The following is an 18,270-nucleotide window of genomic DNA, read 5'->3' as shown; positions in this document are numbered from 1 at the left end:
ATGACTGTATTGGTACTCGCAACTAGCGTAAGTCGATGTAATCTAGAGGTTGCTCAAACAGCAATGGTGTGATGAGTGAGATTGCCATTTCTCTGAAAAATATCTCCAAATGCTACAAGCGCTATAACCGTCCTATAGACCGATTAAAGGAAATCTTGCTGCCCGGAAAAAGTCATGCTCAGAAGTTCTGGGCTTTGCAGGATATCAATCTGGAGGTTGCCCAAGGAGAGACGCTGGGAATTATTGGACAAAATGGTTCCGGCAAAAGTACACTGTTGCAGATTATTGCTGGAACGGTGGCACCAACAACAGGCGAAGTATGGGTTAAGGGTCGAGTTTCAGCCTTACTAGAACTCGGTAGTGGATTTAACCCGGAGTTTACAGGAAGGCAGAATGTATTTTTTAATGGTCAAATTTTAGGCTTAAGCCGGGAAGAAATAAAAACGAAGTTCGATAGCATTGCTGCTTTTGCTGATATCGGTGATTTTATCGATCAGCCTGTTAAAACTTACTCCAGTGGTATGGTAGTACGATTGGCATTTGCCGTTGTTGCTAACACAGAGCCGCAAATTTTAATTGTGGACGAGGCATTAGCTGTCGGAGATGCCAAATTTCAAGCGCGTTGCATGAAGCGAATTCGCCAATTAAAAGAGCAAGGAGTAACGATTCTCTTTGTGTCCCATGATAGCTCCAGTATCAAAGCATTATGCCAGCGAGTAGTGCTTCTGAATCAGGGGAAAATACTAGAAGTTGGGTATCCCAAGGATATTGTTAATCATTATATTGCCCTTTTAAGTTCCGAGAAAACTCCAAAAGCCAATGAAGGCGATCGCATTAATTCCGTTGTCACAAAACTTGAATCTGGCCATGATATCGTCCCCAAAAAAATCCATAGGCATGGCAACAATCTAGCGTTTATCAATTTTGCTAGACTAGAAGATTTAGAAAAGAACGAGATCAAAGGAAAAGTAGAAACTGGGTCAATCTTTAGAGTAGTCGTTGAGATAGTATCCCAAGCTGAGTTAGGCGATTTAGTTATAGGATTTTCGATTAGAAACCTGGTAGGATTAGTCATTTATGGAACCAATACTTACTTAATGAATATTGGAGTGCCTAAAATTTTACCGGGTCAACAAATGACGGCAAGCTTTCAAATACCTTGTTACTTAAACAAAGGAGTTTATACAGTAACAGTAGGAATACATTCAGAAGAAGGAATCAGCTACGATTGGATGGATGAATTAATAGTTTTTGAGGTGGAAACTAGTAATATATGTGAGGGAGTTGTCGATTTAGAAGCTGAGATGAAGATTCAACAATTTAACACTAAGATTATTGAATGTATTTAGGTGCAATTAATACAGTTTAAATTGAAAAATGATTGAACCCAATAATTTAGAAATTAATGTAGATGAATTAATGCAGAAGGTGCGTGATGAGGTAGCAAGACGTCATAAGTTCTCTTTGCCAGGGAATGGGGGACTTAACAATTTTAACGAAATCGTTCTTGACAAGGATAGCCCTATAGAAATTTTACTAAGTCAGGCTGAGTTATTTTCTCAGGTACCTACTGAACTTCCCGATAAATTTAATCGTTTCCCCTTTAGTTTGAGTAAGGAATTACAAAAATTTGTCCTGAAGCTGTATGGATTTATTTTTAAGAAGCAACAAGTTGTTAACTTTTCTCTAATTCAAGCACAGCGAGAGTCTACAAACTTGAACCGAGAGCTGTTCACTCGCGTATCCGCTCAATTAATGGATCTGCAATCACAGGTGAAGGAATTAAACGAACGCCTGAAAGCTATAGATGAACGTTACACCAAAATCGATGAACGTTACACCAAAAATGACAGTTATCTCAAAAGTGAGCTTACCCAGCAAAAGCGATCGCTCTCTCTGTTTTTGGAAGAAGCGCAACAGCGTTCTCCAGAATTCCTGAATCAAGGGCAGCTACAAGCTGTGGTTAATGAAGAACAACACTTACTCGATGCATTCTACACTGCTTTCGAGAACCAGTTCCGAGGAGAACGCGAGGATATACTTGATCGCTTAAAAGTTTATCTTCCCTTGCTTGAGGAAGCTAAAGTGGGTACTTCAGAATTCCCGATTCTAGATGTGGGCTGTGGACGGGGTGAATGGCTAGAGTTGCTGCGTGAAGCTGGATATACAGCAACTGGATTAGACCATAACAGAGTCATGGTAGACTACTGCCGATCAAGAGAGTTTAAAGTTGTAGAAGGTGATGTCATTTCTCATTTACGCACCTTGCCCGATTTAAGTTTAGGTGCTGTGACAGGGTTTCATATCATCGAACACTTGCCGTTTCCCGTACTCATGCAATTTTTCAATGAAGTGGTAAGGGTACTTAAGCCAGGAGGATTAGCGATTTTTGAAACCCCGAACCCTAAAAATATTGTTGTAGGGGCTTGCAATTTCTATGCCGATCCAACTCATAAAAATCCCTTGTTTCCAGAGACTATTCAATTTATTCTTGAATCTCAAGGATTATCAACGGTTAAGATACTCTATCTAAATCCTGTTGAGGGGAGTCCTTTCTCTCAAGAAGATGCTAGTTGGCAGCTCCTTCACAATTGGTTTTTTTGTGCCCGTGATTACGCGGTGGTTGGATATAAGTTATGAAGCCAATAGCGATAGTGACTCCCTGGTTTGGCAGGGATTTAAAAGGGGGTGCAGAGCAGCAGGCGTGGCAAGTTGCTACACGCATTGCTAGCAAAGGACATGCAGTTGAAGTCCTCACGACGTGCTGTCGATCCTTTCATGAGGATTGGGCGGTTAATCATCTCAAAGCTGGATTGAGCCAGGAGCAGGGTGTAAAGATTCGGCGCTTTCGGGTTGCTCGACGCGATCGCAACGCATTTGCTGAGGTTAATCGCCTGATGTTGAGCTTACCACCTTCAAGATTAAAACCTGGGGTTAATCCAGTCTCTTTAAAGAATTCAGAAATTTTTACTTCAGAAAATATTAACTCGCCTGACTTACTGAAGTATTTAAAAAATCAACAAAATAACTATCAAGCATTTCTGTTCCTACCCTATCTTTATGGCCCGATTTTAAAGGGATTACCCAGTGTTGCCAAGCGAGCCTTTTTGCAGCCTTGCTTGCATAATGAAGTTTATGCTTACTTGCCCCAAGTTGCTGAACTTTTTTACTCCGCTCGTGGGTTATTGTTTATTAGTGAAGGGGAAGCTCAACTAGCGAGACACTTGTATGGGCCGGGGATTATTCCTAAAAGTATTGTAGCTGGTGCCGGTGTAGAGGCAGGTCAGCATTATAATCAGGCAATTAGCCAAGTTAGAGAGTTCTCAGTCAAACAAGAGCGCTTTGTGCTTTATTTAGGTCGCCGGGATGCGACAAAAAATACAGATTTAATCGTTAGAGCTTATACCACTTTTAAGCAGAACAATTCAGACTCTAATCTAAGGTTAGTTCTAGCTGGCCCTGGAAATACATCATTCAACGGCGCTGCACCCGGTTTACTGGATTTAGGTTTAGTTGAAGAGGAAGAAAAGGAAGCCTTACTAGCTAATTGCATAGCGTTATTACAACCCAGCCAGAACGAAAGCTATTCTCGCGTCATGATGGAAGCTTGGTTTTATGGAAGACCTGTAGCGGTTCATCACAGTTGTTTAGCGACAGCAATGGCTGTAGAATCCTCCCAAGGAGGTTGGTTAGCACAAACAGAATCTGAATGGATAGAATTGTTCGCGAATATTGACCAAATGGAAGAAGAACAGCTCGCGAACTATGGTGCTAACGGTCAAGCGTATGCCCAAGAGAATGCTGTATGGGATAAGGTCATCGAACGTTATGAAGTGGCTTTAGGATTATCTAAAGAATCCCTAAAAGTGGCAACCAAGTCTAGAAGTGGAAAGCTTCAAGAAATTCATCAGCTTTTACCCAATCTCGCTTATGGGGATGCCATCTCCAATCACGCGCTAGCCATCAGAGAGTATCTACGTAGTAATGGATATAAATCTGACATTTTTGTTAGGTATGTGGATGAGCATATGGCTCAAGAAGCCATAGTTTTTCAGTCCAGACGCATTAGCGATCGCGCAGGATTAATTTACCACCATTCCATTGGTTCCGAAGTCACAGATTATGCGAGCGCTCATCCTGGCGCTAAGTGCCTTATTTATCACAACATTACACCGGCTGAGTTTTTTTTGCCTTATCGACCGGAATTTGCCAAGATTCTGGAACAAGGTCGAACTGAACTGAAGCAACTCGCCGAATACTTCCCTATTTCCGCTGGAGTTTCTACTTATAATGCGGCTGAACTTGTTGCGGCTGGTTTTAACAATCCGGAAGTTTTGCCACTTCCTGTAAATCCGACCAAGTGGGATATGTCTCCGGATACAGCCTTAATGCAACACCTGCAAGATGGAAAAACAAATTTACTATTTGTCGGACGGATATCGCCGAATAAGCGACAAGACCAACTAATAGAAGCTTTTGCACATTACCTGACTATGGATCGGGAAGCAAGATTAATTTTAGTTGGCTATGGTAACTCCAAGGAAGCCTATTACAGCCACCTCATTAACCTTATTCAAAAATGGGGTTTGACAAGTCACGTTATGCTGACAGGGCAAGTCACTGATGCCCAACTATTAGCCTTTTATCGCACTGCTCACCTGTTTTGGTCAATGAGCGAGCATGAAGGTTTTTGCGTCCCTTTGATAGAGGCAATGTGGTTTGATATTCCTGTCCTTGCTTATAAGAGTAGTGCTATACCAGAAACTTTAGGCAAAGCCGGGTTGATGTTTACGACTAAAGATGATTTGGTTCAGGTCGCAGCTCTGGCAAAATTGCTTGTTAAAGACCAAGAATTGCGAGACAAAGTTATAAAACCGCAACAACAAAGACGAGAGTCATTTACTCCAGGCATATTTCAAAACACTCTTAAAAATTTCTTGGAAAAAATGGAAAAACAATATTTTTAATTCTCCAATCCAATCTACGCTTAATGCTAAAAACACTCAAACACAAACTAATTTCTAGTTATAAAGAAGTAAAAGGTATGAACTTGCAAGAACTGAAAAAAAATTGGGATGAATTTGGCAAGCAAGACCCTCTCTGGGCAATATTGACGAATCCGACTAAGAAAAACAATAGTTGGAAGCCAGAGGATTTTTTCCAAACGGGGGAAGAAGAAATAAACGCTGTTTTCGAGTATATTAGCTCTTTAAATATTTCATTATCTCGGAAAAAAGCCTTTGATTTTGGTTGTGGCGTAGGACGGCTTACTCAGGCACTTTGTTCCTATTTCGATGAGTGTTATGGGATAGATATTGCCCCATCAATGATTGAGTATGCCAAAAAGTACAATCGTCATGGAGATAAATGCAAATATTACGTGAACGATGCTGACAATCTCAGCTTGTTTGAAGACGATTACTTTAATTTTATCTATTCAAAAATTGTTCTTCAACACATTAAACCTGAGTACAGCAAAAACTACATCAAAGAATTCGTGCGCATTCTCGCTCCTGGTGGCTTACTAGTATTTCAGGCACCAAGCGAACTAGCTCCTGTGGAGAAACTTGATGCTCTTGAAGATGATGCTTATAGAGCACAAACCACTCTCTTAGAACCCCTGGGGAATGTAGAGGCTGGCTCTAAGACTACTGTTCGAGTCAAAATCAAAAATCTTAGCAACTTGACTTGGCCATCCTTTGTAGATTCCAATGGGAAATACAATATTAGCTTGGGTAACCACTGGTTGAATGAAGCTGGACGAACCATCGTGAGTGATGATGGTAGAGAAGCTTTGCCAAAGACTCTAGAACCCCAGGAAGAAGTCGAGGTTTCATTAACTGTTACTGTTCCAGCTCAATCCGATAGCTATCTTCTTGAATTAGACATGGTTCACGAACAGATAGCTTGGTTTAAAGATAAAGGTTCCCAAACCCTAAGAATTCCCGTAAAAGTTAAAGGGATAAGCCAATTACAAAGTATGGGTCGTCGGATGTTGAGCCTGTATCGTAAGCTTATAGCTATTAATGATGTCAAAACAAATTCTTCCTTGTTTGTACCCCGTATGGAAATGTATGGTATTCGCAAGGATGTTGTTTTAAAAATAGTTACTAGCAATGGAGGAAAAGTCATCGATGTTCAGCAAGATGGTTCGGCTGGACAAGGATGGTTCAGTTTTCTTTACTGCGTGACAAAATAATAACTGAGAATAGCTCTATTTTTAAGAAGATTCTCACCAGCGGAAAAGTTTCAGGACAGTGCCAAACGGTTATTAAGGTGTGGAGTGAGGATGATGAATGGCAATAGCAAGTTGAATGTCTTTCTCAAGAAAGTTAAAAATAAATTAAAAAAGACCTTAAAACCAGTTAATAAAACTGACTTAAATACAAATTCTACGTTAGACGCTTCCACTTCATCAAACACGATCTTAGATCCATTAACCCAAAAGATATATAGCAAAAGCGAGGATATGTCCTTATCCGAGCTAGAAAATCTTTATTATAACGTCGTATTAAAACAAAGTTTCTACGATGGGGATTATGGATTAGATTGGAATATTGCTCCCTATCAAAAACTGGCTAAAGTCCTCTCCTCTACTTTTTCTCCCAAGCAACACATAGACATAGGCTGTGGGTTAGGGCTACTCGTAAAGGCGATGAGGGAATTGGGAGTAAAGTCTTATGGAATTGACTTTAGTGAATCGTTAATTGCTAAAGCAGATCAATCGACCAAAAATTTTTTGACGGTCGCTACTGCTGAAGATTGGATTCAAAAAGCTTCTTTAAATGATGTAGAGTTAGTTACATTTACTGAAGTTTTTGAGCATTTACCTGTTTCAACCTTAGAGCAGATTTTAACTCAGTTACATCAGTCTTATGATAAAAAGATATTTCTCACTATTCCATCATTTGGCTTTGATGCCACCTTCAAATTAGGCATTCAAGTCAATGAAGATAATCCTACCTGGAGGAGGGATATGATGGACAATATTCCTTTCAAAAATATCGTTTTAGAAAATGAAACTCCCCACCACGGTCATATTACATTGGCTTCATATCGGTGGTGGACTGAGTTCTTTTTGTTTCATGGCTGGTCTAGAAGTAGGGACTTAGAGGAAGAGTGTTTTGATAATTTTCACGACACGTTTAGATTGTATAACTGGAATCCTTATATTCTCGAAAAAACTTTGGCAGGAAACGAATTAAAAAACTGTATAAAAACTGGAATATCCCTAGGAACTGGCTGGCACCAATACTATCAATGTGAAGATTTTTCAGGAAGGTGGAGTGACGGATTAGCTAGGGTGTATTTTTCAGAGCCTGAATTCATAGGAAAAACGCTTTGTCTAAGTTTATCTGCGCCTGAAATCAACTACATCTCTGAATGGAACCTTATTATAACCTTGGATAATTTGGTAAGAAATAAAGAATTTAAGTTTACCTGGAAAACGCATTTCACTTCTTCGTGGAATGAAATTAATTTAAGAGAAAAAATAATTGACGTGAATCTAAACTTATCAAAACAAGATTTGAAGCCAAATGACGATGAGATAGCGTCGGATTGCTGGAGAATTACCCTGATATCTCCAAATTTTTGCCCTGCTGAGTATGGAAAATCATCAGATTCAAGACGATTAGGCATCGTAGTCCATTCGCTTGAATTGTTACAACACTAAATTATGAAGCGAGTTGCTTTCGTTGTTCAACGGTGTGGCTTAGAGGTTAATGGTGGCTCAGAATCTCATTGTCTTAAAATCGCCGAGCGGATGTCCAAGTATTGGGATGTAGAAATCCTGACGACTTGTGCATTGGACTACATGACTTGGAAGAACCACTATCCCTCAGGATTAGCAGAGGTTTCTGGGGTCAAAGTTCGGCGTTTTCGAGTAGCCAAGCAGCGGGATATAAGAGCTTTTAACCGCCTTTCTGAAAAAATCTACCCTCGCATCAAAGAAGCATCTTTAAAGGAGCAAGAGACTTGGATGCTAGCTCAGGGTTCGCGGTCACCCGATCTGATTAACTATGTTAAAAAGCATAAAGATGATTATGAGGCTTTTATCTTTTTCACTTATTTGTATGGAACAACCTACTTTGTTTTACCCTTGGTAGCTGAAAAGGCTTACCTAGTTCCTACGGCTCATAACGAATGGCCAATCTACATGAGTATATGGGATACCTTATTTGAGAAACCTCAGGGTTTTATATTTAACACAGTAGAAGAACGGGCTTTCCTCCAGTCGCGTTTTCCCAATGCCAGCTGTGAAGGGCCGGTTGTTGGGGTTGCGGTAGAACCACCAGAAGCCTATGATGCAGAACGTTTCCGGCAGCAATACAACGTTGACGATCCTTTTTTACTGTATGTTGGTAGAGTCGATCCATCTAAGGGATGCGATGAACTTTTTCGCTATTTTCTAGAGCTGCGATCGCGCGAATCGGCTCCCAGAAAACTCGTGTTGCTTGGCAGATCAGTCATGTCAATACCCCAGCATCCCGACATTATAGCACTGGGGTTTGTGGATGAGCAGACGAAATGGGATGCTTTAGCCGCGTGCGAGCTGTTAGTCATGCCGTCACCTTATGAAAGTCTATCAATGGCAGTATTAGAAGCTTGGACAGTAAGTAAGGCAGTCTTAGTGAACGGCAAATGTGAGGTGTTGGTAGGGCAGTGTAGGAGGGCGCATGGTGGGCTTTGGTATACGAACAAATACGAGTTCCAAGTGGCTTTAGAAAAAATGGATAAAGAAGTTAGATACCAGCTAGGTCTACAAGGAAAGACCTTTGTAGAAGAAAGTTATAAATGGTCAACTATAGAAAAGTATTATTTATCTTTGCTAGAAAAATGATGACATCAATTAACTTCTACAATATTTAAGTATCTTATTATATAGCTTCAATATCTAAATCAAGTGCCATAATGCGACGTCAAAAACTCAAATCTATTTCAAGACGTTTCCTTAAATACTTTCCAAATTTTTTCTCAAAATTCATTATCTATTTAAATCCAACTTTAAATTTTATAGGAATTAATATGAAATATATCAATAATCTTCGCGATCTAGATTTAGAGATTCAGAAAGCTGATGAAAGAGCCTTAATTTCAGACGATGAACTTAGGAAAGCCTTATCGGAATTTAATTATGTAGTGGATAGTAACTTTCCTAAAGACCCTTATTCTCAAGACTATTATGACGCTCAGATGAAACTCTATTTAGAAATTTCCGAAAAAAAACAATATAGCGTTGAAAATGAACGTACAGAGTTTGATTTTGAAGGCTTAAAAGATAATCCCTTTCCCTACTGCACCAAGAGTCCTACCACGGTAGGAGACCATTTGATTGCTCAAGGCTTTTTAATCAAAACCATGAGCTTGCCTCCTCATTCTCAAATTGTTGAATTTGGGCCTGGCTTTGGGAACACAACTTTAAACTTTGCCCAAATGGGTTACCAAGTCACGGCGGTAGATTGTGAGCAATCCTACCTTGATTTAATAAAATATCGAGCAGAAAAGTTTTCCAATAAGGTTAACTTGGTCAAAAAAGACATGTTAGAGTTTGACTCCGAGGAAAAATATGATGCGGCAGTCTTTTTTGAGTGTTTTCATCATTGTGCTAATCATATTCAATTATTGAAAAATCTCTATGAAATAACAAACGAGAATGGATTGATCGCTTTTGCAGCAGAACCCATTGTAGAAGGCCCAATCCCAGCTATCCCCTATCCCTGGGGATTGAGATTAGATGGTATGTCAGTTTGGTCTATCCGAAAGTTTGGTTGGCTGGAATTAGGTTTTGACTCATCTTATTTTATGAGAACGCTGTTAAGGCTCGGTTGGACACCTAGAAGATATCGTTCTGATATGAGTCACTTAGCCGATGTGATTATAGCCAGAAAAAGTCACGGCTATTATGAACCGAGTGAAATTACACTTCCGCCTGACGAATGTAAGACTTGGGCACCGCAGGCACCCGATCCGAACCTAAAATTGCGCTTTACTCAATCAAAATCTGTAATGACTTGTGCTAAAAACATCAAGGCCAAGTTAGTTGAGTTTTGCATCACTAATTATGCGCCCTTTGCTTTAGATGTAAAGCTGAGCGCTGGGAGTTCCAGCCAGACTTATCAGGTTCCGAAGTCTTCTGTGAAAGGTATTTATAAAATTCCTATTTTAGATTGGGATGGTCAAATAGCTATTAGCAGCAAAACCTGGCGACCTGCAAAGGTTTTACGCAATGGCGATAACAGAGAGTTAGGTGTAGCTATACATTCTATCCGATTTATAGACTAGCTTGAATCGTAGGCATAGGTTACCTGATTCAGCTGCATAACTGCATATTATGATTATCCTTATAGATTCATTTAGCCACCAGGGTTTCTTAGATGTCATATAATGAACCATTTTTAGAGCCAATCTTGAGGTGGATGCGGCTTCAAAGAGTCTTGCCTTACATTCCTAAAAACTCTATTCTTCTAGATGTGGGTTGTGGTAAAGCTGCCTCTTTTCTGAAAGCTGTATCCCCTCATGTAAAACAAGGGTTCGGCGTAGATTTTAAGGTCAAAGATGAAGAATTTTTAAATATTACAACAACCCAGATTAAACTTGATACTCATTTGCCGTTTAAGGATTGTAGCTTTGATATTGTAACTATGCTTGCTGTTCTGGAGCATATTGAGAACGAACAGCAAATTCTCAAAGAAGTTTATAGAGTTCTCGTTCCTGGTGGAAAGCTGATTATCACAGTTCCATCAGTCTGGTCTCAGCCCGTTCTTGAGTTTTTAGCTTACAAGCTGAAAATAGTAAGCGAAGCAGAGATCCGAGACCATAAGAGGTATTATAATCGGCAAAAGCTCAAAACAGCATTAGTTGAGATTACTGAATTTCAGGAGTTTCATCACCAATACTTTCAGTTTGGGATGAATAATTTCTGTACTGTGGTGAAGAGGAGTCAGTAGGTCAAGATGAAACTGTCTGTGGTTATCCCTTGTTTTAACGAAGTTGGAACCATTGGTCAAGTTGTTGAAGCGGTCAAAGCTTCGCCTGTGAAAAATTGTGAGATTATTATCGTTGATGACTGTTCAATCGATGGTACGCGAGAGCTTCTCAAATCAAACATAGAATCGCAGGTGGCTCAAGTTATTTACCACAATAGAAACCGAGGAAAAGGAGCGGCTCTGCGCACTGGGTTTTCTGCCGCAACAGGAGATATTGTAATCGTTCAGGACGCCGACTTAGAGTACGACCCTCAGGAATATCCCCTGATGATCGAGCCTATTGTCAATAACAAGGCTGATGTTGTTTTTGGTTCGCGCTTTCAAGGCGGTAGACCTCACCGTGTTGTTTATTACTGGCACATGGTAGGCAACAAATTTTTAACCACCTTGTCTAATATGTTGACTAATATTAACCTGACCGATATGGAAACTTGCTATAAAGCGTTTCGTCGAGAAATTATTCAATCCATCAAAATCCAAGAAAATAGATTTGGATTCGAGCCTGAAATCACCGCTAAAGTTGCTAAACTAAATTGTCGGATTTATGAAGTGGGAATATCCTACTATGGGCGAACCTACAAAGAGGGCAAGAAAATAGGATGGAAAGATGGTGTACAAGCTATATTTTGTATTATTAAATATGGTTTATTATTATGATGTGAGCAAGTGTTTAATTTCAAATTAACTCAAAAAAGCATAGCTATATTAATATTTATTGGCTGCTTAACAATTTATTTAATAAATGACAGAACAATTAGTTCTGGAGATTCAATCCCCAATACCATTTTAATATTTAATTTACTTGAAAATCACACTTTTAATTTCGACGCTTTTAGAGAAAGTTACTTTGTAGAACTCGGAGTTTATTACTCTTTTGTGGAGTCCCAAAATGGACATTTGACTTCTGTTTATCCCATTGGAGTTGCTATTCTTACTTCTCCTCTTTATCTGATTTTTTACATTTTTTTAAAAATATTTCATATCTCTGTAAATTTCAATCATGAAAGCTTTGAATTCTATAGAATACATTTTGAAAAAATAACGGCAGCAATAACTACCGCCATTTCTGTAGTTTTCTTCTATTTGGCTTCTAGTTTCAAGTTTAAGAGAAGCGTTGCCTTCCTCTCGACTTTTATCTTTGCTTTTGCTACAAACACATGGATGATCAGTTCGCAAGGTTTATGGCAACACGGCTCATCAAATCTTTCTGTAACTATCATTATTTTTTGCTTGATTAAAGCAAATTATATCAACCGAAAAAAACCTAAAATTATTATTTTAATTATAGCTGGTATTTTTTGTGGATTGCTTCCAATTATTCGTCCTACAAGTACCTTATTTTTAGTCGCTGTCTTATTATATTCATTCACGATCTATAGATGGTATTCAATTTTTTTGATTTTAGGTATGGCCTCAGGCATACCAGGTTGCTTATGGAATTTTTACTATTTTGGTAACTTTATTGGTGGATATTCTAGCATTAGTGTTCCCCTGTATTCATTTACTGTAAAGACTTTTGTTGAAGCTTCTTTAGGGATTTTAATTAGTCCAAGTAGAGGTATTTTTGTATTTTCTCCTATAATTTTATATTCTTTTTTCGGAGCGTACAAAGTATTTCAATTGAGATTTTATAAAGACGAAAAATTAATAGGAATAATGATATTGGCGGCTTTGGGTCTATTTTTTAGCTACTGTTTCTATATATTTTGGTGGGCTGGCTATTGTTATGGCCCTAGATTTATGACTGATATTCTTCCTGTAACTTGCTATCTGATTAACTACTATATTGATGACTTGTCGAAACCATTGAACCATTTTCATACTCATAGATTTATCGATAAATTTAAAAGGTTATTATTTTTATTAATGGTGATAATTTCACTTTTTGTTCAGATAGTTGGTGCCTTTGGGGATAAAGGTCTTTACTGGAGCATCTATCCTCTGAAGCTAGAGCAATATACGTCTAGACTCTGGCATGTTAAAGACAATCAAATAGAAAGACATATTCAGGCTCTATTTCACCAAGTTTTTCCCCCTCCTGTGAAAGACTCTAAATATATTAACGGTCTGAGTGGAAGTATTAAGCAAGTTACCTATAACGGCAACCAACCCCTATCTCACAATTTTTCTGTTGTTGCTCAGTCACAAGCCTTGCTTGAAGCTGAGGTTGAAAATACAGGATCATCTCAATGGTTTGGATATGAAGCTGCTGTAGAAAAAGGTGAAGTACGCGTAAGAATTTTATTTTTAAACAGTAAAAATGAAATTAAAAGCAAACAATATCTTTATGTTTCTGGTACACCGAAAAAATTTGAAAAAACTAAAGCTATCGGTTCTATTGTTTTTCCAGACCAACCAGGACGTTATCGAATAAAATTCGACCTAGTATCTGATCAAGTTTATATTTTTCCTAAACCACCACAAGATTCAGTTAATGAATTAGAAATTCAAGTGAATCCATCAAAGCTCTAGAGTTAGAGATTGAGCCAAAACAGTTGATTTACAGGGATTTAGTATAGGGTATATAGTGAAAAACTCAGCGTCGCCTGTCAACGTTAGAAAATCTTCATGACTATCAAAAAAGCTTTAATCACAGGATTGACTGGGCAAGACGGCTCCTACCTAGCCGAACTACTTCTAGCCAAAGGCTACCAAGTTTTTGGCTTGGTTCGGCGCTCTAGTTCCAGCAACTTCGATCGCATCAGTCACCTATCGGGCAATGTCCGCATTCTCTCCGGTGATCTGCTGGATCAATGCTCATTAATGGATGCGATCGCAGAATCCCAACCCGACGAAATCTATAACCTCGCCTCCCAAAGCTACATTCCCACCTCCTGGACACAACCCTCCCTCACTGCCGAGTACACTGCGATCGGCGTCTCTCGCCTCCTAGAATCCATCCGCCGTTGCAAAAGTGACGCTAGATTCTACCAAGCATCCAGCAGCGAAGTCTTCGGTCAACCCGACGAATCACCCCAAACCGAACTTACCGCCTTTCGTCCCCGCAACCCCTACGGCGTTGCCAAAGCTTACGCCCACTGGATGACGGTTAACTATCGGCAACAGTACAACCTCTACGCTTGCTGTGGCATTACCTACACCCACGAATCTCCCCGGCGTGGCGCAGAATTCGTCTTTCGCAAAATCACTCGCAGCGCTGCCGCGATTAAACTCGGTTTAGCCAACGAACTGAAACTGGGTAACCTTGATGCGCGTCGTGATTGGTGCTACGCCAAAGATGCCGTCTATGGCATGTGGATGATGCTGCAACAGGAACAACCCGATGACTACATCATTGCCAGTGGCGAAACCCACTCGGTCAGAGAGTTAGTCGAGTGTGCCTTTAAGTGTGTGGGTCTAAACTGGCAAGATTATGTTTCCGTAGACCCAGCCTTTTACCGACCGGACGAACCCGTACAACTTGTCGGCTGCATTGATAAGATTAAAACCAAACTCCATTGGAAACCTCAATCTTCCTTGGAGCAACTGGTTGAAATTATGGTCGATCACGACCTCAAAGAACTTCGGAACGGGAAATTATAAAGTTTTTCATGTTCAAGGTCGTTGTTGATGCCACCCCCTTACTACCCAATCCCAGCGGAGTGGGTCTTTACGTTTATCACTTAATCCATGCCTTGCACACATTAAGCCTTCAGGAAGATTTTGACCTAGGAATTGTTTATCAACCTAGCTTAAAAAATTGGTTTTTGGGAAATTTATCATTTCCGGAGAGTTTAACACAATATCCTAATCGCTATCTGTTACCTCTTCCAGTGAGAGTTAGCAACTTACTTGCATCTTTGCCCAATCCCTTACTCTCCTATTTTGAGGCGAAATTTGGTGACCCGGATATTGTACATGGCACGAACTACGCTGTATATCCTTGCCGGAAAAGCCTTACGGTGATGAATATCTATGATTTAACCTTTATTAAATATCCAGATTATGTTAACTCAATTGTTAGAACTTATACCCAACGAGTCAAACAATCTCTAAAATGGACGGATTTAGTGATAACTATTTCCGAAAGCTCGAAGAAAGATATTGTTGACTATTTAAATGTAGAGCCAGAACGGATAGTTGCGACGCCTCTAGCTAGCCGTTACGATTCTACTGATCTCAATCTAGATTTAATGGGCCAAGAACTCAAGACGGTTAATTACGATTTCTCTAAACCTTACATTCTATTTGTTAGTACGATAGAACCTCGAAAAAATCTTGTAGGATTAATTTCAGCCTTTAATCACCTGAAGCAAAACTATAAAATAGACCATCAACTGGTACTGATTGGTCAAAAAGGCTGGAGATATCAACCTATATTTGAAGAAATTGAGCATTCCCCCTGGAAAGAGCAAATCCATCATCTAAACTACTTATCCGATGAAATGGTTGCCTTGTTTTACTCAAGGGCTGATGTCTTCGCCTACCCTTCCCACTATGAAGGATTTGGTCTTCCTGTATTAGAAGCGATGACCTTAGGTGCACCCGTTGTCACGTCTAACACCTCATCACTTCCAGAAGTTGCAGGAGATGCAGCGCTTCTAGTTGACCCCAATGATTCATTTGGCTTAGCTGAAGCTATTTTACAAGTGATTAGCGATTCCCAATTACGCCAAATGTTAATCCAAAAAGGTAAAGAGCGAGCAAAGCTGTATTCCTGGGAGAACACAGCCAAAGCAACATTACAGGCTTATAGAACCCTGATGAGATGAGCGATTCATATAACAATTCTCTCTCTAAATTATTCATAAATCTGTCTTATATCCTGTCTCAACCCACAGGAACCTCAACCTATATTCTGAATCTGCTTCCTTACTTACATTCGCTCGTACCAACCCTTCTGGTTGCTCAAAATATTCCTAATTACTCTTGTCAGTTAGTACCTGAGGGGTTAACTCCAAAACAAGGTTTGAAAGGGCATCTCCGTCGCTTACTGTGGACTCAGCTACACCTACCAGGAATATGCAAAGACCAGCGATCGCATCTCCTGTTTTCTCCTATCCCTGAAGCTCCTTTGTCCTCTAACTGTCGTTACATTGTTACGGTTCACGATCTAATTCCCTTACGCTTTCCAAAACGCTTCTCACCTCTGACACCTTATTTCCGCTATTACATCCCCCAAGTCCTCGCCCAAGCTCAACATATCCTGTGTAACTCCATCGCCACGGCAAAGGACATCACTGATTTTTTCCAGATACCAGCCAGCAAAATCACTCCAACTCTCCTGGCTCACAATGCCGAAGACTTTCGCCCTCTGAATCTGCCTCAGGGAACGTCACTGTCGTGCCCGTACTTTCTCTACATCGGACGCCACGACCCCTACAAGAACCTGCATCGCCTCATTAACGCCTTTGCTAGCTTACCCATCTGCCAGGAGTGTGAACTATGGATAGCTGGGCCCAAAGATCGACGATACACCCCCACTCTACAAACCCAAGCCAACAACTTAGGACTCGGTAAGCAGATAAAATTCCTGGACTATTTACCTGACAACCAGCTACCCACCATCATCAACCAAGCGATCGCACTTGTCTTCCCCAGCCTCTGGGAAGGCTTTGGTCTTCCTGTTCTAGAAGCAATGGCTTGTGGCACCCCTGTGATTACCTCTAACCTTTCCTCTCTACCCGAAGTGGCGGGAGATGCCGCCCTTTTGATCAACCCCTACAACACCGATGAAATCGCTGAAGCCATGCAAGCGGTAGCAACAGATTCCATTTTGCGATCGCGCCTACGCACCCTGAGTCTCAACCGCGCCAGCCAATTCAGCTGGGCAAAAACAGGACAAGCCACCGTCGAAGTTCTCCAACGCTTCCTGTAACAAAGAAAAAAGCTGATCTTCAGTGATTGATTTAGTGTTTTTTCCTGAAAAAATAGCCACCTTACAGAGGGTATGTGATAATTTTGTGAAAATTCGCCCAAGCCTGAGGGTATGACAAGCCAGTCAGACAGACAAAACTTGAACGGAAGGCTTGTTTCAGGCTTAAACTTGAATCGAGTGTTTGCGACAGAATGAAGTATGAGAGAGACCGTGGGCTTGGCTACCTTCAGACGTTTTGCCAGGTTGGTAGACATTTGGCAAAACTTTGACCTAACGGCAGAGAAGACATTCCTCGCCTTCCACACTCAATTTAGAGTGCTATGAGTCGAGTTACGGCGTGAATGCTTGTAGACAGAGTGCTGCCGACAGTTCTGGTTCAAGCAGAAATTTAGCTCAAGCATGTACAGTCGTGTACACAATTGGTCAGTCTATGAAGAACCGTCTACTTCTCCTAGCGCACACCAACCTACACTTTATTGAGACGCACACCGATGTATAAGTGGGGGGATTTACGCTTATATCCTGAAGCTTGCGAAGTTAGCTACCAAGGGAACACTCTGCGATTGTATCCAAAAGAGTATGAACTCCTAAAGCTATTCTTCGATTATCCTAAACGGGTGTTAAGCCCATCTTTTATTATTGATTGCCTGTGGTCGTTTGATTCAATCCCGAGCGAAAGCGCAATAAGAACTCATATCAAAGGATTACGACGTAAACTCAAAGATGCAGGTGCTGAAGATGTCATTCAGACCGTTCATGGTCTAGGTTATCGCCTTAAGCCGTTGCCGAAGGAAACCAAGCAATCCGATTCTTCATTAAGTCCCATGCTGCTCAAGCTCTTAGCCTTGCATGAGATTGAGTATGTCATAGTGGATAAAAGTTTTATGATTTTGGAGGTTTCTCCCAGTGTAAAAAATTTCTCTGATTATCCGTGGGATGTCGCAATAGGTAGAGAGGTGACTTTAGCGTTTCCAGAATTGATTGGGCTGGAATCCACTCTTTTGGAAATTCTAGAGAACCAAAAAGAAAGGTTTGATATTAAAGGAATTGCTAGGTCGAAAAATTCTCTCAGACCTGACTATATCAATATCTATGCTATGACCGAACCAACTACAGAGCATTCAAGCCAAAGATTACTGCTCCTACTTGAAGACTCGTCTGAAAAAATGATTTGGAAGCAGCAGGTGGTTCAACAAGAAAACGAATCTTATTTACTAATTGGAGAACCGTTTAAGAGTTAATCTAACGATTAACGACCGAAAGAACAGCCAGCACTTTTAAAGTTGCCGGATTTGACATTTTGGTCAAAATTGGCTCATGCTATCCCTGACCACAGATCATGTTTGCGGCAACCGCTAGCTACAATGAGAGCGTACCGGCACAAAATTTGTGTCTGGTTTCTTGTTCTGCTTGCTCAAGGAATGCGGTTATGGCTCTGCCAATTGTTGCTGTGATAGGACGCCC

General features: G+C 40.4%; 14 protein-coding genes. All 14 read left to right on the top strand.

All coding sequences use genetic code 11. The annotated features are described in order from the left end of the window. Nucleotides 1-68: 68 nt before the first annotated feature. The 14 genes from V6C93_RS17720 to V6C93_RS17655 all read left to right on the top strand — a co-directional run bounded on the left by V6C93_RS17720 (nt 69) and on the right by V6C93_RS17655 (nt 18,047). Nucleotides 69-1,349, top strand: a complete 1,281-nt coding sequence (locus tag V6C93_RS17720; protein WP_349262750.1) for an ABC transporter ATP-binding protein — start codon at nt 69-71, stop codon at nt 1,347-1,349. A 28-nt stretch (nt 1,350-1,377) separates the two neighbouring features. Next, on the top strand, nt 1,378-2,640 hold the full coding sequence (locus V6C93_RS17715; RefSeq protein WP_333477995.1) for a class I SAM-dependent methyltransferase: 1,263 nt from the start codon (nt 1,378-1,380) through the stop codon (nt 2,638-2,640). Next, the gene (locus V6C93_RS17710) at nt 2,637-4,967 is read left to right on the top strand and encodes a glycosyltransferase (RefSeq protein WP_333477994.1); all 2,331 of its coding nucleotides are present in this window, start codon (nt 2,637-2,639) and stop codon (nt 4,965-4,967) included. The genes V6C93_RS17715 and V6C93_RS17710 overlap by 4 nt, the downstream gene beginning before the upstream one ends. 23 nt (nt 4,968-4,990) lie before the next feature. Then, on the top strand, nt 4,991-6,199 hold the full coding sequence (locus V6C93_RS17705) for a methyltransferase domain-containing protein (RefSeq protein WP_333477993.1): 1,209 nt from the start codon (nt 4,991-4,993) through the stop codon (nt 6,197-6,199). Nucleotides 6,200-6,289: 90 nt separating this feature from the next. After that, on the top strand, nt 6,290-7,675 hold the full coding sequence (locus V6C93_RS17700; RefSeq protein ID WP_333477992.1) for a class I SAM-dependent methyltransferase: 1,386 nt from the start codon (nt 6,290-6,292) through the stop codon (nt 7,673-7,675). A gap of 3 nt (nt 7,676-7,678) precedes the next feature. Then, the gene (locus V6C93_RS17695) at nt 7,679-8,842 is read left to right on the top strand and encodes a glycosyltransferase family 4 protein (RefSeq protein WP_333477991.1); all 1,164 of its coding nucleotides are present in this window, start codon (nt 7,679-7,681) and stop codon (nt 8,840-8,842) included. A 71-nt stretch (nt 8,843-8,913) separates the two neighbouring features. After that, complete coding sequence (locus V6C93_RS17690; RefSeq protein ID WP_333477990.1) at nt 8,914-10,284, top strand: class I SAM-dependent methyltransferase; 1,371 nt, start codon at nt 8,914-8,916, stop codon at nt 10,282-10,284. Nucleotides 10,285-10,376: 92 nt separating this feature from the next. Beyond that, complete coding sequence (locus V6C93_RS17685) at nt 10,377-10,949, top strand: class I SAM-dependent methyltransferase (RefSeq protein WP_333477989.1); 573 nt, start codon at nt 10,377-10,379, stop codon at nt 10,947-10,949. A 6-nt stretch (nt 10,950-10,955) separates the two neighbouring features. Continuing rightward, a complete protein-coding gene (locus tag V6C93_RS17680; RefSeq protein WP_333477988.1) occupies nt 10,956-11,645 on the top strand; it encodes a glycosyltransferase family 2 protein in 690 nt (229 codons plus the stop codon). A 9-nt stretch (nt 11,646-11,654) separates the two neighbouring features. Further along, a complete protein-coding gene (locus V6C93_RS17675; RefSeq protein WP_333477987.1) occupies nt 11,655-13,460 on the top strand; it encodes a hypothetical protein in 1,806 nt (601 codons plus the stop codon). Between the two features lie 96 nt (nt 13,461-13,556). Continuing rightward, nucleotides 13,557-14,531: a GDP-mannose 4,6-dehydratase gene (locus V6C93_RS17670; RefSeq protein WP_333477986.1), complete on the top strand. Its 975-nt coding sequence runs from the start codon at nt 13,557-13,559 to the stop codon at nt 14,529-14,531. Between the two features lie 8 nt (nt 14,532-14,539). Next, nucleotides 14,540-15,700 carry a glycosyltransferase family 1 protein gene (locus tag V6C93_RS17665; RefSeq protein ID WP_333477985.1) on the top strand — a complete coding sequence of 387 codons (1,161 nt, stop codon included), beginning with the start codon at nt 14,540-14,542 and terminating at the stop codon, nt 15,698-15,700. Continuing rightward, complete coding sequence (locus tag V6C93_RS17660; RefSeq protein ID WP_333477984.1) at nt 15,697-16,806, top strand: glycosyltransferase family 1 protein; 1,110 nt, start codon at nt 15,697-15,699, stop codon at nt 16,804-16,806. The genes V6C93_RS17665 and V6C93_RS17660 overlap by 4 nt, the downstream gene beginning before the upstream one ends. 491 nt (nt 16,807-17,297) lie before the next feature. Beyond that, nucleotides 17,298-18,047 (top strand): winged helix-turn-helix domain-containing protein, encoded by a 750-nt coding sequence (locus V6C93_RS17655; RefSeq protein ID WP_333477983.1) that lies wholly within the window; start codon nt 17,298-17,300, stop codon nt 18,045-18,047. Nucleotides 18,048-18,270: the final 223 nt, after the last annotated feature.

The sequence above is a fragment of the Allocoleopsis sp. genome (assembly GCF_036703385.1).
Taxonomy (GTDB): Bacteria; Cyanobacteriota; Cyanobacteriia; order Cyanobacteriales; family Coleofasciculaceae; genus Allocoleopsis.
The sequence above is the reverse complement of the archived record's forward strand: the minus strand, read 5'-3'. Positions and strand labels throughout refer to the sequence as shown.

Coding starts and splice junctions, on each gene's coding strand:
- V6C93_RS17715 (WP_333477995.1), top strand. CDS start 1,378: ATGATTGAACCCAATAATTTAGAAATTAATGTAGATGAATTAATGCAG.
- V6C93_RS17710 (WP_333477994.1), top strand. CDS start 2,637: ATGAAGCCAATAGCGATAGTGACTCCCTGGTTTGGCAGGGATTTAAAA.
- V6C93_RS17705 (WP_333477993.1), top strand. CDS start 4,991: ATGCTAAAAACACTCAAACACAAACTAATTTCTAGTTATAAAGAAGTA.
- V6C93_RS17700 (WP_333477992.1), top strand. CDS start 6,290: ATGATGAATGGCAATAGCAAGTTGAATGTCTTTCTCAAGAAAGTTAAA.
- V6C93_RS17695 (WP_333477991.1), top strand. CDS start 7,679: ATGAAGCGAGTTGCTTTCGTTGTTCAACGGTGTGGCTTAGAGGTTAAT.
- V6C93_RS17690 (WP_333477990.1), top strand. CDS start 8,914: ATGCGACGTCAAAAACTCAAATCTATTTCAAGACGTTTCCTTAAATAC.
- V6C93_RS17685 (WP_333477989.1), top strand. CDS start 10,377: ATGTCATATAATGAACCATTTTTAGAGCCAATCTTGAGGTGGATGCGG.
- V6C93_RS17680 (WP_333477988.1), top strand. CDS start 10,956: ATGAAACTGTCTGTGGTTATCCCTTGTTTTAACGAAGTTGGAACCATT.
- V6C93_RS17670 (WP_333477986.1), top strand. CDS start 13,557: ATGACTATCAAAAAAGCTTTAATCACAGGATTGACTGGGCAAGACGGC.
- V6C93_RS17665 (WP_333477985.1), top strand. CDS start 14,540: ATGTTCAAGGTCGTTGTTGATGCCACCCCCTTACTACCCAATCCCAGC.
- V6C93_RS17660 (WP_333477984.1), top strand. CDS start 15,697: ATGAGCGATTCATATAACAATTCTCTCTCTAAATTATTCATAAATCTG.
- V6C93_RS17655 (WP_333477983.1), top strand. CDS start 17,298: ATGTATAAGTGGGGGGATTTACGCTTATATCCTGAAGCTTGCGAAGTT.